The 15,037-nt window shown below is 37.7% G+C and carries 26 protein-coding genes and 1 rRNA gene (1 of these 27 running past the window's edge); all 27 read right to left on the bottom strand.

Features of this window, described 5'->3' with window-relative positions; genetic code table 11:
* A 16S ribosomal RNA gene (locus ACZ42G_RS02245) occupies nt 1–793 on the bottom strand; it reaches 793 nt to the left of the window's first position.
* Nucleotides 794–1,097: 304 nt separating this feature from the next.
* Entirely contained in the window at nt 1,098–1,490 is a 393-nt protein-coding gene (gene rpsI, locus ACZ42G_RS02240; protein WP_013787180.1) for a 30S ribosomal protein S9, read from the bottom strand.
* Between the two features lie 14 nt (nt 1,491–1,504).
* Nucleotides 1,505–1,933: a 50S ribosomal protein L13 gene (gene rplM, locus ACZ42G_RS02235; protein ID WP_085113691.1), complete on the bottom strand. Its 429-nt coding sequence runs from the start codon at nt 1,931–1,933 to the stop codon at nt 1,505–1,507.
* Between the two features lie 101 nt (nt 1,934–2,034).
* The gene (truA, locus tag ACZ42G_RS02230) at nt 2,035–2,769 is read right to left on the bottom strand and encodes a tRNA pseudouridine(38-40) synthase TruA (RefSeq protein WP_085113692.1); all 735 of its coding nucleotides are present in this window, start codon (nt 2,767–2,769) and stop codon (nt 2,035–2,037) included.
* Between the two features lie 7 nt (nt 2,770–2,776).
* Complete coding sequence (locus tag ACZ42G_RS02225; RefSeq protein WP_085113693.1) at nt 2,777–3,583, bottom strand: energy-coupling factor transporter transmembrane component T family protein; 807 nt, start codon at nt 3,581–3,583, stop codon at nt 2,777–2,779.
* Nucleotides 3,576–4,433 carry an energy-coupling factor transporter ATPase gene (locus ACZ42G_RS02220; protein ID WP_085113694.1) on the bottom strand — a complete coding sequence of 286 codons (858 nt, stop codon included), beginning with the start codon at nt 4,431–4,433 and terminating at the stop codon, nt 3,576–3,578. Before ACZ42G_RS02220 ends, ACZ42G_RS02225 begins: the two co-directional genes overlap by 8 nt.
* Nucleotides 4,418–5,263 carry an energy-coupling factor transporter ATPase gene (locus tag ACZ42G_RS02215; protein ID WP_464851177.1) on the bottom strand — a complete coding sequence of 282 codons (846 nt, stop codon included), beginning with the start codon at nt 5,261–5,263 and terminating at the stop codon, nt 4,418–4,420. Before ACZ42G_RS02215 ends, ACZ42G_RS02220 begins: the two co-directional genes overlap by 16 nt.
* A gap of 85 nt (nt 5,264–5,348) precedes the next feature.
* A complete protein-coding gene (gene rplQ / locus ACZ42G_RS02210) occupies nt 5,349–5,687 on the bottom strand; it encodes a 50S ribosomal protein L17 (RefSeq protein WP_013787174.1) in 339 nt (112 codons plus the stop codon).
* A gap of 12 nt (nt 5,688–5,699) precedes the next feature.
* Nucleotides 5,700–6,650 carry a DNA-directed RNA polymerase subunit alpha gene (locus tag ACZ42G_RS02205; protein ID WP_013787173.1) on the bottom strand — a complete coding sequence of 317 codons (951 nt, stop codon included), beginning with the start codon at nt 6,648–6,650 and terminating at the stop codon, nt 5,700–5,702.
* A 41-nt stretch (nt 6,651–6,691) separates the two neighbouring features.
* Nucleotides 6,692–7,312: a 30S ribosomal protein S4 gene (gene rpsD, locus ACZ42G_RS02200; protein WP_085113696.1), complete on the bottom strand. Its 621-nt coding sequence runs from the start codon at nt 7,310–7,312 to the stop codon at nt 6,692–6,694.
* 12 nt (nt 7,313–7,324) lie between these two features.
* Nucleotides 7,325–7,717: a 30S ribosomal protein S11 gene (gene rpsK / locus ACZ42G_RS02195; RefSeq protein WP_013787171.1), complete on the bottom strand. Its 393-nt coding sequence runs from the start codon at nt 7,715–7,717 to the stop codon at nt 7,325–7,327.
* A gap of 14 nt (nt 7,718–7,731) precedes the next feature.
* Nucleotides 7,732–8,100 carry a 30S ribosomal protein S13 gene (rpsM, locus tag ACZ42G_RS02190; RefSeq protein WP_013297002.1) on the bottom strand — a complete coding sequence of 123 codons (369 nt, stop codon included), beginning with the start codon at nt 8,098–8,100 and terminating at the stop codon, nt 7,732–7,734.
* An 11-nt stretch (nt 8,101–8,111) separates the two neighbouring features.
* Nucleotides 8,112–8,225, bottom strand: a complete 114-nt coding sequence (gene rpmJ, locus ACZ42G_RS02185; protein WP_013787170.1) for a 50S ribosomal protein L36 — start codon at nt 8,223–8,225, stop codon at nt 8,112–8,114.
* Nucleotides 8,226–8,240: 15 nt separating this feature from the next.
* Nucleotides 8,241–8,459, bottom strand: coding sequence for a translation initiation factor IF-1 (gene infA / locus ACZ42G_RS02180; protein ID WP_013297001.1), 219 nt, complete (start codon nt 8,457–8,459; stop codon nt 8,241–8,243).
* Between the two features lie 16 nt (nt 8,460–8,475).
* On the bottom strand, nt 8,476–8,748 hold the full coding sequence (locus tag ACZ42G_RS02175; protein ID WP_085113697.1) for a KOW domain-containing RNA-binding protein: 273 nt from the start codon (nt 8,746–8,748) through the stop codon (nt 8,476–8,478).
* Nucleotides 8,749–8,760: 12 nt separating this feature from the next.
* Nucleotides 8,761–9,507, bottom strand: a complete 747-nt coding sequence (gene map / locus ACZ42G_RS02170) for a type I methionyl aminopeptidase (RefSeq protein WP_464851175.1) — start codon at nt 9,505–9,507, stop codon at nt 8,761–8,763.
* Complete coding sequence (locus tag ACZ42G_RS02165; protein ID WP_464851174.1) at nt 9,507–10,157, bottom strand: adenylate kinase; 651 nt, start codon at nt 10,155–10,157, stop codon at nt 9,507–9,509. Before ACZ42G_RS02165 ends, map begins: the two co-directional genes overlap by 1 nt.
* Before the next feature lie 15 nt (nt 10,158–10,172).
* On the bottom strand, nt 10,173–11,429 hold the full coding sequence (gene secY / locus ACZ42G_RS02160) for a preprotein translocase subunit SecY (RefSeq protein ID WP_464851172.1): 1,257 nt from the start codon (nt 11,427–11,429) through the stop codon (nt 10,173–10,175).
* Nucleotides 11,430–11,870 carry a 50S ribosomal protein L15 gene (gene rplO, locus ACZ42G_RS02155; RefSeq protein WP_013787165.1) on the bottom strand — a complete coding sequence of 147 codons (441 nt, stop codon included), beginning with the start codon at nt 11,868–11,870 and terminating at the stop codon, nt 11,430–11,432.
* 12 nt (nt 11,871–11,882) lie between these two features.
* Nucleotides 11,883–12,068: a 50S ribosomal protein L30 gene (rpmD, locus tag ACZ42G_RS02150; RefSeq protein WP_013787164.1), complete on the bottom strand. Its 186-nt coding sequence runs from the start codon at nt 12,066–12,068 to the stop codon at nt 11,883–11,885.
* A 10-nt stretch (nt 12,069–12,078) separates the two neighbouring features.
* Nucleotides 12,079–12,582 (bottom strand): 30S ribosomal protein S5, encoded by a 504-nt coding sequence (gene rpsE, locus ACZ42G_RS02145; RefSeq protein ID WP_013787163.1) that lies wholly within the window; start codon nt 12,580–12,582, stop codon nt 12,079–12,081.
* A gap of 14 nt (nt 12,583–12,596) precedes the next feature.
* Nucleotides 12,597–12,962 (bottom strand): 50S ribosomal protein L18, encoded by a 366-nt coding sequence (gene rplR, locus ACZ42G_RS02140; protein WP_464851169.1) that lies wholly within the window; start codon nt 12,960–12,962, stop codon nt 12,597–12,599.
* 11 nt (nt 12,963–12,973) lie between these two features.
* Nucleotides 12,974–13,513: a 50S ribosomal protein L6 gene (gene rplF, locus ACZ42G_RS02135; RefSeq protein WP_013787161.1), complete on the bottom strand. Its 540-nt coding sequence runs from the start codon at nt 13,511–13,513 to the stop codon at nt 12,974–12,976.
* Nucleotides 13,514–13,535: 22 nt separating this feature from the next.
* Nucleotides 13,536–13,934 carry a 30S ribosomal protein S8 gene (gene rpsH / locus ACZ42G_RS02130; protein WP_274894104.1) on the bottom strand — a complete coding sequence of 133 codons (399 nt, stop codon included), beginning with the start codon at nt 13,932–13,934 and terminating at the stop codon, nt 13,536–13,538.
* Nucleotides 13,935–13,944: 10 nt separating this feature from the next.
* A complete protein-coding gene (locus tag ACZ42G_RS02125; RefSeq protein WP_013296990.1) occupies nt 13,945–14,130 on the bottom strand; it encodes a type Z 30S ribosomal protein S14 in 186 nt (61 codons plus the stop codon).
* A gap of 13 nt (nt 14,131–14,143) precedes the next feature.
* Nucleotides 14,144–14,683, bottom strand: a complete 540-nt coding sequence (gene rplE, locus ACZ42G_RS02120; RefSeq protein WP_464851168.1) for a 50S ribosomal protein L5 — start codon at nt 14,681–14,683, stop codon at nt 14,144–14,146.
* A 17-nt stretch (nt 14,684–14,700) separates the two neighbouring features.
* A complete protein-coding gene (gene rplX / locus ACZ42G_RS02115) occupies nt 14,701–15,024 on the bottom strand; it encodes a 50S ribosomal protein L24 (RefSeq protein ID WP_013787158.1) in 324 nt (107 codons plus the stop codon).
* Nucleotides 15,025–15,037: the final 13 nt, after the last annotated feature.

The raw sequence follows: 15,037 nt of genomic DNA, 5'->3' as shown, positions 1-15,037 counted from the left end.
TTCAAGTCCAGAGAGCCGCTTTCGCCACTGGTATTCTTCCTGATCTCTACGCATTTCACCGCTACACCAGGAATTCCGCTCTCCTCTCCTTGACTCAAGCTATTTAGTTTCAGATGCATACCCTCGGTTGAGCCCAGGTTTTTCACATCTGACTTTTATAGCCGCCTACGTGCTCTTTACGCCCAGTAATTCCGGACAACGCTCGCCCCCTACGTATTACCGCGGCTGCTGGCACGTAGTTAGCCGGGGCTTTCGTATGGTACCGTCATTATCTTCCCATACTATTGAGCTTTACGACCCGAAGGCCTTCTTCGCTCACGCGGCGTCGCTGTGTCAGGGTTTCCCCCATTGCACAATATTCCCCACTGCTGCCTCCCGTAGGAGTCTGGACCGTGTCTCAGTTCCAGTGTGGCCGTTCACCCTCTCAGGCCGGCTACCCATCGTCGCCTTGGTGGGCTTTTACCCCACCAACTAGCTAATGGGACGCGGACTCATCCTATAGCGGATTTCTCCTTTCTTCAAATGATGATGCCATCATTTGACATTATCCGGTATTAGCACCCCTTTCGAGGTGTTATCCCAGTCTACAGGGTAGATTGTCCACGCGTTACTCACCCGTCCGCCGCTATCCGGCACTCAACTCCGCGTTTACTCATTTTTCTCTCTTTTTGCTTTATCTTTCTTTTCTGTCTTTTTTTCTGTAAGCGCTTAGTTGAGTGCCGGATCGCTCGACTTGCATGTGTTAGGCACGCCGCCAGCGTTCGTCCTGAGCCAGGATCAAACTCTCATGTTTATATCCTTTGCTCTTATATCTCACTGTTCGGTTTTCAAGGTTCATTTCCCTCGCCGCTTATCGCGACATCGTCTATCTTACCACATTATCTTCTCTCTGTCAACTGCTTTTTTCTTTTCTTTTGCACTCGCAGTGACAGGTATTAATATATCATATTAATTAGCTTATATCAAATATTTTTTACCTTCAAAATACGCGTTTTTCGGTTATTATATGAATATATTTTAAGATTTCATTAATTTGCTTCTTTTTTCTTCATTATTTTAATTTTAAATGACAAAAAAAAGCGCATATAGCGCTCTTTTTATCTCTTTGAAAATTGTGGTGCTTTTCTTGCTTTCTTGAGACCGTATTTCTTTCTCTCTTTCATCCTTGGATCTCTTGTCACAAATCCAGCCTTCTTAAGAATCGGTCTTAATTCATTGTCAGCCTTCATTAATGCTCTTGTAATACCTAATCTAATTGCACCAGCTTGGCCTGATAATCCACCGCCTTCAACTTTAGCAATTACATCAAATTTATCGATATTTTCAGTTAAAATAAGTGGTTGTCTGACCGTGTATTTTAAAGTATCCAATCCGAAATAGTCGTCAAGAGATCTACCATTTATTATTATGTTGCCTTTCCCTGGGACTAATCTAACACGTGCAACAGATGTTTTTCTCCTACCTGTACCAAAAAATTGGATAGCAGCCATTACCTATTCCCTCCTTATATGTCAAGTTTCTCTGGTTTCTGTGCTGCATGCTTATGTTCAGGACCAGTATAAACTTTTAATTTTTTTATCATTTGTCTTCCTAATTTGTTTTTAGGAAGCATTCCTTTTACAGCTCTCATGATAGCTTTTTCAGGTTTTGTCCTCATTAAAGTCTTGTACTGTATTAATTTAAGTCCACCAGGATGCCCTGTGTAATATTTAAAGTACTTTTGCTCTAATTTTTTGCCCGTCAATACGACTTTGTCTGCATTGACAATTATCACAAAATCACCTGTATCAACGCTGGGTGAATATATCGGTTTATTTTTACCAGACAAAATCTTTGCAACTTGGCTAGCTAATCTGCCTAACACTTTTCCTTCGGCATCTATGACATACCATTTTCTTTCCACTTCATTCTTTTTTGGCATGAATGACTTCACTATATTTTACCTCCTTAAGAAACTTATACTTAAGTAACATATCTTCAATAAACGGGGCATAATTTTACATAATATAATTTTAATCCACAGCACCACCCATGTCAATAGTATATTTTAGTTAAAAACAATCCTTGTGGTGGTGCAGTTTTCCCCGCCATGCATCGATCTTTTGATTCTAAAATTTCTTTGACGTGAATAGGGTTAATCTTCCCTAGCCCCACATCAACAATCGTTCCTACGATTATTCTGACCATATTGTATAAAAATCCATCCGCTTCAATCTCAAACTCTACATTAAAATCATTTTTTCTAAGTGAAATATCTCTTACTGTTCTTATAGAATCTTTTACACTGCTTCCACTGGCTTTAAAGGCTGAAAAATCGTGTGTCCCTTTTAAATACGTCAATGATTCAACCATTTTATCTAAATCCAATTCATTGCTTATGTGCCAGCTATAATTTCTATATATAGGTGAATTAAATTTTCTGTTGTATATGATGTATTTATACCTTTTACCTTTGGCAGAATATCTGGAATGAAAGTCCATATCTGCCTCATAAGCATTTTTAATAACTATGTCTTTTGGAAGCACACTATTTAATGCATTAGGCATTTTTGATAAAGGTATATTACAGTTAGATATGAAGTTGGCAACTTGATTTAGGGCATGAACTCCAGCATCTGTCCTGCTGGAACCAATCAAGTTTACATCCTCTGATGTTATTTTTTTTATCGCCTTCGTTATGACTTCTTGAACTGTAACAGCGTTTTTCTGGATCTGCCATCCATGATAATTTGTTCCGTCGTATTCTATAACCAAAACTATGTTTCTCATTTAGCTATCACCATGGCCAAAATCTATTCCATATTATTATTCCCACGAGAATCACTGTCAACAAAATTGCTACGTAATCTCTATTGCTTACTTTTAATTGTTTTAACTTTGTCCTATTGAATCCACCTCTATAGCACCTTGCTTCCATTGCCACTGCGAGTTCATCAGCTCTCCTAAAAGCGCTGATGAATAAAGGCACCAATAGCGGAATCAAATTTTTAGCTCTTTTGACTAAATTGCCACTTTCAAAGTCGGCACCTCTGGCCATCTGAGCTTTCATTATTTTATCTGTTTCTTCAAGCAGTGTCGGTATGAATCTCAGTGCTATTGTCATCATCATTGCTAATTCGTGGGCAGGTAATCCAATAGATTTAAATGGCGTTAAGAGGTTTTCTATTCCATCTGTAAGGGCAATCGGGGATGTCGTCAATGTCAAGAGCGATGTGCCAACTATCAAAAATATAAGCCTTAGTCCCATAAATAAAGCTAATCTTACTCCATTTGAAGTTATCTTAAGCGGACCTATTGACGCAAGGTATGTTCCACCGGGAGTAAAAAATACATTCAATCCAACAGTCAATATTAAAATCACGAGAATTGGCTTTAACCCTTTAAAGATATAACTTAATGGTATTTTTGAAACAAATACGCTTAATAGCAAAAATAACAGAATAAAAATATAGCCAGAAAACTTTGTGATTATAAATAGCAAAATAATGAATACTACGGATAATATTATTTTTACTCTGGGATCTAAACGGTGTATGAATGTATTGCCAGGTATATATTGACCGATAGTTATATTTTTAAGCATTATCAACACCCCTAAGGTACTCCAATATATATTTCTTGGCTTCATCAACTGTCAAAATGTCATCAGGAAGATCTATTCCATTTTTCCTTAATTCTCTTACAAGATAGGTAATTTGCGGCACACCAAGCCCTATCTTCTCAAGTTCTTCTACATGTTTAAAAACTTCTTTAGGAGTACCTATCAACGAAACTGTGCCATCGTGCATTACAATGATTTTGTTCACCAATTTTGCTATGTCTTCCATACTGTGTGAGACAAGTATCGTAGTCATTTTGTACATTTGGTGAATCTGCTTTATTTGATACAGAATTTCGTCGCGACCTCTTGGGTCAAGCCCTGCAGTTGGCTCATCTAATATCAAAATTTTTGGCATCATAGACAATACTCCCGCAATTGCTACTCGTCTTCTTTCTCCACCTGATAATTCAAATGGAGACATGTCTTTTATTTTTATATCAAGCCCTACTATCTTCATAGCATCATATACTCTTTTTTCTATTTCATCGTCTGAAAGACCTAAATTTGATGGCCCAAAGGCAATGTCCTTGTATATTGTTTCTTCAAAAAGTTGATGCTCAGGGTATTGAAATACAATACCTACTTCTTTTCTAATGTCTTTTAAATCTTTTTTCGTTGTTATGTCAATGCCATTCACAATGATCCTGCCTGAAGTTGGTTTTAAAAGACCATTCAAATGCTGAATGAGGGTAGATTTACCAGAGCCTGTATGTCCTATTATTCCAACAAATTCGTTATCATCGACTGTAAAGCTCACATCTTTTAGTGCAACAGATTCAAACGGCGTGCCTTCATTGTATACGAAAGAAATATTTTCTACTTGTATTGACATATAAACCTCACCATCTCATCTACAGTTAATATTTCTGTAGGAATATCTATCCCCTCTTGCTTTAACTTATAAGCTAACTCTGTAACTTGGGGGACATCGAGACCCAGATCTTTAAGAATTTTTACTTCTTTAAATACATCTTTAGGTGTTCCATCCAATGCAATTTTACCATTATCCATCACAATTACTCTGTCGGCAAGTACAGCTTCTTCCATATAGTGTGTAATCAATATGATGGTGATTCCATTTTCTCTATTAAGCTTCTGTATCGTATTTATGACTTCTTTTCTGCCCTTTGGATCCAACATAGCCGTAGGCTCATCTAATATTATACATTGTGGTTTCATTGCTATGACTCCTGCAATGGCTATCCTCTGTTTTTGGCCTCCCGAAAGCATGTGCGGAGCAAATTCTCTGTATTTATACATATCAACTGCATTTAATGCAAAATCCACTCTTTCTCGAATTTCTTTTGGATCTATTCCAAGGTTCTCAGGCCCAAAAGCCACATCTTCTTCAACAATCGTTGCTACTAACTGATTGTCTGGATTTTGAAATACCATGCCTGCTGTCTGCCTTATATCCCATAAATGAGATGTGTCTTTTGTATTCATTCCATTGACGTATACATCGCCTTCTGTTGGAATCAAAAGCGCATTGAAATGTTTTGCTAGAGTTGATTTTCCTGACCCATTATGACCGATAATCGCAATAAACTTTCCTTCATCAATGTCTATATTCAAGCCATTCAATACTATCTTTTTGCTGTTTTCGTCACTACCGGCATCATAAACAAATGTAAGGTCTTTCACCGCAATTATTTTTTTCAAACGACCACCTTCTTTAAAGACCAAAACTAATTGGCAAACTATTAAAATAGGAGTTAAGTTTTGTCTAACTTAACCCCTTTTGAGCCTAAATAAGTTCTAAGATAACCAGCGGAGCCGCATCGCCTCTACGAGGACCAAGTTTCAATATTCTTGTGTACCCGCCATTTCTTTCTGAATATTTTGGAGCAATCTCATCAAATAATTTTTTTACCACTGTCTCATCAGTTAAATAAGCCAAAGCTTGTCTTCTTGAGTGCAAATCGCCCCTTTTTCCAAGAGTAATCATCTTTTCAGCTATGCTTCTTACTTCTTTGGCTCTAGCTTCTGTAGTTTGGATTCTTCCATAGTTTAAAAAGCTGGTTGTAAGGTTTCTCAACATAGCTCTTCTTTGGTCATGTGGTCGACCTAATTTTCTGTAACCCATTATCTGCCCTCCTTACTCTTCACTCTTTTGCAATGATAGTCCTAAAGCTTTCAGCTTTTGTTCGACTTCAACTAATGATTTCTTGCCGAGATTTCTAACTTTCATCATTTCTTCTTCAGTCTTTTGAACTAAATCTTGGACAGTATTAATTCCTGCTCTTTTAAGGCAGTTGTATGACCGTACAGAAAGATCAAGTTCTTCGATCGTCATATCAAGCGGTTTATCCGTCTTTTTCTCTGACTTCTCAACCAAAACTTCCATATCGTTATAATTGTCTGCAAATGAAGTAAACAAGTTAAAATGATCGATCAGTATTTTTGCAGCTAAGCTTATAGCTTCTTTAGGACTTATTGTTCCATTTGTCCATACTTCCATTGTAAGCTTGTCATAATCTGTAACCTGACCAACACGCGTATTTTCTACGCTATAGCTTACTTTTTTAACTGGAGTAAATATGGAGTCAACCGGAATGATGCCTATCGGCTGATTCGGTTCTTTATTCTTATCTGATGGAACATATCCTTTGCCTTTGACTAACTCAATCTCCATGTTCAACTTGCCATTATCGCTAAGCGTAGCAATATGAAGATCTGGATTCATTATTTCAACATCACCGTCAGATATTATATCTCCCGCCGTGACTTCTCCTTTGCCTTCTGCTTCAATTCTAACTATCTTTGGTTCGTCTGTATATAATTTCACTGCCAACTCTTTTAAATTAAGTATTATCTCAGTAACGTCCTCCTTTACGCCTGGTACTGTAGAAAATTCATGCAGTACCCCATCTATTTTTATCGTCTTTGCTGCGGCACCTGGAAGTGACGATAAAAGCATACGGCGCAAAGAGTTGCCAAGTGTTATTCCATAACCACGTTCAAGTGGTTCAATGACAAACTTAGCATACGTGTCATCATTGGATTGCTCCACTATCTCAATTTTTGGCTTTTCTATTTCAATCACCATTTAAACCCTCCTTTTTTTAATCTTACGAGGGTAACCGATTATTACCTTGAATACAATTCAACAATCAAGTGCTCTTCAATTGGCAAATCTATATGCTCTCTTGTTGGCAGAGATAAAACTTTACCCTCTAATGAATCCTTATTGAAATCTAACCAATCAGGTATATTAGTAGAAGCCTCTACATTATTCTTAATGACATCTAATGATTTGCTGCTGTCTTTTACAGATACTACATCTCCAGCTTTTACTAAATATGAAGGTATATCGACCTTCTTGCCATTAACAAGAATGTGACCATGTGATACAAATTGCCTTGCTTGTGCCCTTGAAGATGCTATTGACAATCTGTAAACTACATTATCAAGTCTTCTCTCAAGAAGCTGCAACAAATTATCACCTGTAATACCCTTCATTCTCTCTGCTTCTTCAAAATACCTTTCGAATTGTCTCTCCAGAACTCCATAATACCTTCTTAATTTTTGTTTTTCCCTCAACTGTGTACCATAGTTTGTAAGCTTCTTCTTGTTTTGTCCATGTTGCCCAGGAGCATACGGCCTTCTCGCAAAAGGACATTTTTCAGTATAGCATTTATCGCCTTTCAAAAATAATTTCATGCCTTCCCTACGGCACAATTTACATGTAGATTCTGTGTATCTTGCCATTATTGCACCTCCTTACACTCTTCTTCTCTTAGGTGGTCTGCACCCATTATGTGGAATAGGTGTGACATCCTTTATAAGACTTACTTCTAAACCAGCAGCCTGTAAAGCTCTTATTGCTGCCTCTCTACCTGCACCTGGTCCTTTGACAAATACATCCACAGTCTTGAGTCCATGTTCCATTGCAGCTTTTGCTGCTGTTTCTGCTGCCATTTGTGCAGCATACGGTGTAGATTTTCTTGAACCTTTAAAACCTAATGTTCCTGCACTCGACCAAGCCAAAGCATTGCCAGCCATATCTGTCAACGTAACTATTGTATTATTAAATGTTGAATGAATGTGTGCTGCCCCACGTTCAACATTTTTGCGTTCACGACGTTTTGCTGTTCTTTTAACTTTTTTTGCCATAATTTCCCTCCTTATTATTTCTTCTTCTTAGCGACAGTCTTTTTAGGACCTTTTCTGGTACGAGCATTTGTCCTTGTCCTTTGGCCGCGCACTGGCAAACCCTTTCTATGCCTTATCCCTCTATAGCATCCTATATCAATAAGTCTCTTTATATTTAAAGAAACTTCTCTTCTTAAATCACCTTCGACTTTATACTCTTTGTCAATTATATCTCTTAATCTTGACACTTCATCTTCTGTAAGATCTTTTACTCTTGTATCTGGATTAACGCCAGCTTTAGCCAATATCTCGTTTGAACGAGAACGTCCTATGCCGTAAATATAAGTCAATCCTATCTCAACGCGTTTTTCTCTAGGTAAATCAATGCCAGCAATTCTTGCCATCTTTACACCTCCTAACCTTGTTTTTGCTTGTGTTTAGGATTCTCACAAATTATCATTACTTTGCCTTTTCTTTTTATAACCTTACATTTTTCACAAATCGGTTTTACCGATGGTCTTACCTTCATTATTATACCTCCTTATCACTTACCGCGCCATACAATTCTTCCTCTTGTCAAATCATATGGGGATAATTCAAGCGTAACTCTGTCACCTGGTAGAATCCTGATAAAATTCATCCTAAGTTTACCAGAGATATGCGCCAAAATTCTATGTCCATTATCAAGTTCCACCTGAAACATTGCATTTGGTAAAGCTTCTATTACTTTACCTTCTACTTCGATAACATCATCCTTTGCCAAGGATATCATACCCTCCTTATTCTTCACACTTAAACTGTTTTAAAGCTTCAATTATCTCAGCATTTGTAACAGTCTGCCCAGCCAATATTTTCTCCCTTATTTTTTCGTCCACTTCATTGTACTTCTGAAGATGAATTAATTTCTTTTTCTTAGGCTTTTCAATTTTTCTCAACTCGCCATCAGAAATTAGCACATGTTTTTCGTCGGCAACTCCAACAATTATAAAAACTCTATCCTTATCTCTCCCAGCTTTCGATTTGACTATTCGGCCTATTGAGGTATCATCCATTAAATTCACCTCTTACACTAATGTCAAGATTTCGGGTTCGCCTTTTGTTATGACTATCGTGTTTTCATAGTGTGCAGAAGCACTTCCATCAGCTGTTACAACTGTCCAATTATTTTCTTTTATCTTTACATTATACTTACCTTCGTTGACCATAGGTTCGATTGCCAGGGTCATCCCGTACCTCAACTTTGGCCCCCTTCCAGGAGGACCATAGTTGGGTATCTGAGGATCTTCATGCATTTTCTTGCCTATTCCATGTCCTACATATTCCCTAACAACCGAAAACCCATTTTTCTCAACGTATGATTGTATAGCATTTGATATATCAGATAACCTGTGCTGTTCAGTTGCCATCTTTATGCCTTCAAAGAAACTTTGCTTTGTGACATCTATCAACTTTTGAAGATTATCACTGATTTTCCCGACAGCAAAAGTCCTCGCTGCATCACCATTAAATCCACGGTAAATTGCACCAGTATCTATACTTATAATATCGCCTTCCTTAAGCTTTCTTAAACCTGGTATTCCGTGAACAACTTCGTCATTAATTGATGCGCATATTGTCGCAGGAAATCCATAAAGACCTTTAAAAGCCGGCTGGCAATCCTTGCTTAGAATGTAGTCTTCAGCCATTTCATCCAATTCTTTCGTCGTTATCCCCGGCTTAATATACTTTTCCAGCAAATTCAGAACTTCTCCTGTGACCTTACCAGCATATCGCATCAAAGCAATTTCACTATCTGATTTAATGTATATCATTAAACTTCGTCTCCTATTAATGCCTGTATTTCCTCATAAACTTCATTAACAGGTTTATTTCCATTGATATTCCTTATTAAGTTTAATTTGCCGTAGTATTCAACAAGTGGTTTTGTTTCATCTTCATACACTTCTAATCGCTTTAAAACAGAATCGATGTTATCGTCCGTCCTTTGTATCAGTTTTTCACCGCAATTATCACAAATTCCCTCAACTTTAGGCGGTTTTGTAAAAATGTGATATGTGGCACCACAAGATGGACAAACTCTCCTGCCACTTAGCCTTTTTACCAATTCATCTCTATCGACGACAATATTCAGCACATGATCAATTTTTAGGTTCTTTTCGCCTAAGTATCTATTAAGAGCTTCTGCTTGAGAGACATTTCTTGGATATCCATCAAGTAGAAAGCCATCCTTGCAGTCGTCTTTTGATAATCTATCTTCGACTATCCTGTTTGTCACATCATCTGGCACCAATAGTCCCTTATCAATGTACTGTTTCGCTAATTTGCCAAGTTCTGTGTTGTTCTTAATGTTGTACCTAAAGATATCGCCAGTTGAAATATGAGGTATTTTGTAATCCCTAATTATGTTTTCCGCCTGTGTTCCCTTTCCAGCTCCAGGTGGTCCTAATAATATGATTCTCATATATTCTCCCCCTGACTATCTTAAGAATCCCTGGTAGTTACGCATTATGAGCTGTCCTTCTATCTGCTTCATTGTTTCTAACGCCACGCCAACAGCGATCAGCAATGCCGTACCGCCAAAGTACAACTGTAAACCGGTAACGTTCATCATTATAACAGGAAGCACTGCAACCAATGCTAAGAATATTGATCCAACAAACGTCACTCTATTCATTACCCTTGTGATAAAATCTGTTGTCGGTTTCCCCGGCCTAATCCCAGGAATAAAACCGCCATATTTTTTCATGTTGTCAGAAATCTCAATAGGATTAAATATTATCGCAGTGTAGAAGTAGGTAAAGAAAATTATAAGGAGAACATTTAATATATTATATATCCAACCATTCGTTCCAAGCCATTTTTCTGTAAAAGCGTAAAATGCTGATTTCGGGAAAAACGTAGCTATCTGCTGGGGAAATTGCAGAAGTGATAGTGCAAATATTAGAGGAATTACACCAGCCATGTTTATTCTTATCGGTATGTGTGTCGATTGTCCTCCGTATACTTTACGACCTACTACTCTTTTTGCATATTGGACAGGTATTCTCCTTTGCCCTTCAGACATCAAAATGATCGAGACAACCATCACAAGTATAACGATCAAAAAAGCTATTGCACCAAATATATTTGCAGTTCCCGCACCAACGTATTGCACAGTAGTGTATATCATATTTGGTATTCTGGCCAGAATACCAGCGAAGATTATTAATGAACTGCCATTGCCAACACCATTTTCTGTTATTCTCTCACCAAGCCACATCAGGAACGATGTTCCTGCTGTCAATGTCAATACGATAATCGTCAGGTTTAAGAAATTAGGTTGAATCACCGCACTTCTAAGTCCTATAGTCATGCCTATAGCCTGAATCAAAGCCAGCACAACTGTCATATAACGGGTGTATTGAGCAATCTTCTTTCTGCCTTCTTCGCCTTCTTTCGCCATCTGCTCCAATGAAGGAATCGCTATAGTCAATAGCTGCATAATGATTGATGCATTGATATACGGAACAATGCTCATGGCGAATATTGTAAAATCACGGAATGCACCACCTGAAATTATATCGAAAAACCCGAAAAGCGTTCCTTGTCCAAGTATGTTTTTGATTTGATTTGGATCAATACCAGGAACTGGTATATGCGATCCAAGTCTAAAAACCAAAAGCATTAAAACTGTGTATATTATCTTTTTTCTGATGTCTGCAACTTTCCAAGCATTGACAAGGCTGTTTAGCATTTATATCACCTCTGCCTTTCCCCCTATTGATTCTATTTTATCTATAGCAGATTTGCTGAACTTGTGTGCTTTTACAGTTAATTTTTTGCTGAGATCGCCCGAACCCAAAATCTTGACACCATCTTTGACTTTTTTGATAATTCCTCTCTCGATTAAGAGTTCTGGAGTTACAACAGTTCCATCTTCAAAATTATCAAGCAGGCTTAAGTTGACAATAGCGTATTCCTTTTTAAATATGTTAGTAAACCCTCTTTTAGGTAAACGCCTTGTCAAAGGCATCTGTCCACCTTCAAAGCCTGGTCTAATATTTCCACCACTTCTTGCCTTTTGTCCTTTATGTCCGCGACCCGATGTTTTTCCTAAACCTGAACCTATGCCTCTACCAACTCTTTTTCTTTCCTTTCTTGAACCTTCTGCAGGTTTTAAATCATGAAGTCTCAATGTCTACACCTCCTATTCATTTACTTCTTCAACTTTCACCAGATGTCTAACCTTGTTTATCATTCCTCTTACTTGTGGTATGTCATCTAAAACAGAACTACTGCCTATTTTCCCTAATTTCAAAGCTCTAACTGTATCTATTTGTGACTTCTGACGTCCTATTGTGCTTCTAACTAATGTCACTTTTAATTTTGCCATTTCAATCCTCCTATCCAAGCAATTGCTCAACAGGAATTCCGCGCAATTTAGCAACTTCTTCAGCAGTTTTTAATGATTTCAAGCCTTCAATTGTAGCATATACCATGTTTGTAGAGTTGGCTGAGCCCAAAGATTTTGTCAAAATATCTTTAATGCCTGCTGACTCAAGAACTGCACGCACAGGTCCACCGGCTATAACTCCTGTACCTTCCTTTGCTGGCTTTAACAAAACCTTTCCTGCTCCAAAAACTCCGACAGCATCATGTGGAATTGTTGTGCCTACTATAGGAACTTTGATCAGGTGTTTCTTTGCATCCTCTACAGCTTTTCTGATTGCTTCAGGAATTTCTGCAGATTTTCCAGTTCCTACTCCTACATACCCTTTATCAGGATCTCCAACAACTACCGTTGCGCTAAATCTGAAATTTCTTCCACCTTTGACGACTTTAGCAACACGATTTAAGCTAACAACTCTCTCTTTTAAGTCAAGATTCGATATATCAATACGAGCCATGATTTCCCTCCTTATTAAAAATTCAAACCGCCTTCTCTTGCAGCGTCTGCTAATTCTTTAACAACACCATGATACACATATCCGCCGCGATCAAAAACAACATCTTTTATCCCTTTTTCAAGCGCCTTTTTAGCAATCAGCTTTCCTACTAATTTTGCTGACTCTTTGTTAGCACCCTTTGCAACACTCTTAAGCTCGGGGTCTAATGTAGATGCATGTGCCAATGTAACTCCATTTACATCATCAATTAACTGTGCATATATATGGCTTAAACTTTTGTACACGCTAAGTCTAGGTCTTTCACTCGTTCCCGATATTTTCTTTCTGACTCTAAGATGACGTCTTTTACGTGTCATTTGCCTATCAATTTTCGATATCATTTTATCACCCCTTACTTCTTACCTGTTTTACCTTCTTTAAGCCTTACATATTCACCAACATACCTTATGCCTTTTCCTTTGTATGCATCTGGCTGTCTTACCTTTCTTATGTTCGCAGCCACTTCACCAACTCTTTGCTTATCAATGCCCTTTACCGTTATCTTATTCGTTCCATCAACAACGAACTCTATGCCTGGCTCTTCTTCAATTTCCACAGGATGTGAGTATCCAACAGTTAAGACTATCTTTTTCCCTTGCTTTGCAACACGATAACCTACTCCGACGATCTCAAGGCTTTTCTCATAACCTGTGCTAACGCCTTTTACCATGTTTTGAATTAATGCTCTTGTCGTACCATGCATAGCTCTTGCTTCTTTATCATCGCTGCTTCTCGTCACTATTACTTTATTATCTTCGACAGCTATATTAACCAAATTCGGAAAATCTCTTTCAAGAGTACCTTTCGGTCCTTTCACCACAACGTGATTGTTGTTTACTGTAACTGTTACATCTTTCGGTATTTCAACTGGTTGTTTTCCTATTCTAGACACGCTTTACACCTCCTATTTAGAATTACCAGATATAGCAGAGAACTTCTCCTCCGACACCCTCTTTTTTAGCTTCTTTATCTGTCATTATGCCTTTTGATGTTGATATTATAGCCATACCAAGACCACCTAAGACTCTTGGAATTTCATCGCTTTTTGCATAAACTCTTAAACCCGGTTTGCTTATCCTTTTAAGCCCTGATATTACTCTTTCTTTATTTGGTCCGTATTTAAGTGTAATCTTTAATATACCTTGTTTACCATCATCTATTTCCTCAACTGCTTTAATGAACCCTTCGCGAAGCATTATCATTGCTATCGCTCTTTTTGTGTTTGATGCTGGTATTTCAACTGTTTCATGTCTGACTGTGTTTGCATTCCTTATACGTGTAAGCATATCTGCGATTGGATCTGTCATTTCAATACCTCCCCTCTTACCAGCTTGCCTTTTTTACGCCTGGAATAATGCCTTGATGAGCATATTCTCTAAAGCAAACACGGCATATTCCATATTTTCTTATATATGCATGTGGACGTCCACAAATTTTACACCTGTTGTAAGCTCTTGTACTAAATTTAGGGGTCTTTTTTTGCTTCAATATCAATGCCTTTCTGGCCATTTATATACCTCCTTTACTTAGCAAACGGCATTCCCATAAGCTCCAAGAGTGTTCTCGCTTCTTCATCATTCTTTGCTGTTGTCACAAAAATTATATCCATTCCTCTAACCTTATCAATCTTGTCATAATCTATCTCAGGGAATATAAGCTGCTCTTTTATTCCGAATGAGTAATTTCCTCTACCATCAAAAGATTTTGTAGGAAGTCCTCTGAAATCTCTAACCCTTGGCAGTGCTACATTAAACAGCTTATCTGCAAATTCATACATTCTTTCGCCTCTTAAAGTGACTTTAACACCTATTGGCATTCCTGCACGAATTTTAAAATTAGCTATTGACTTCTTCGCTTTTGTAACTACAGGCTTCTGACCTGTTATCACAGCCAAATCATTTGAAGCTGCTTCAATCGCTTTAGGATTTTCCCTTGCTTCACCAAGCCCTATATTTAAAACTATCTTCTCCAATTTCGGCACTTGCATTATGTTTTTGTAAGAATACTTCTCCATAAGAGCAGGTACTACTTCATTTACATATTTATCTCTAAGCCTTGCCATGATAAACCTCCTTTCACTTACAATGTCTCTCCACACTTTTTGCAATATCTTATCTTCTCACCATCAGCAAGAATTTTAACACCATATCTGACTCCTTTGCCGCAATTATTGCAGTATAACATAACCTTAGATGCAAAGATAGGTGCTTCTTGATGTATTATTCCACCTTGATCCTGTGGACTTCTTGCTCTTTTATGCTTTGTTACTACATTTACACCTTCAACTAAAACCTTGCCTTCTTTTGGCAATGCTTTAAGGACTTTGCCTTTTTTTCCTTTATCTTTCCCAGATATTACTGTGACTATATCACCTGTTTTGACATGAAGTTTTTTTCTCTCCAATTGTTACACCTCC

The sequence above is a fragment of the Thermoanaerobacterium calidifontis genome (assembly GCF_055381745.1).
Note: the sequence above shows the minus strand (reverse complement) of the source record. Positions and strands in the feature narration are given on the sequence as shown.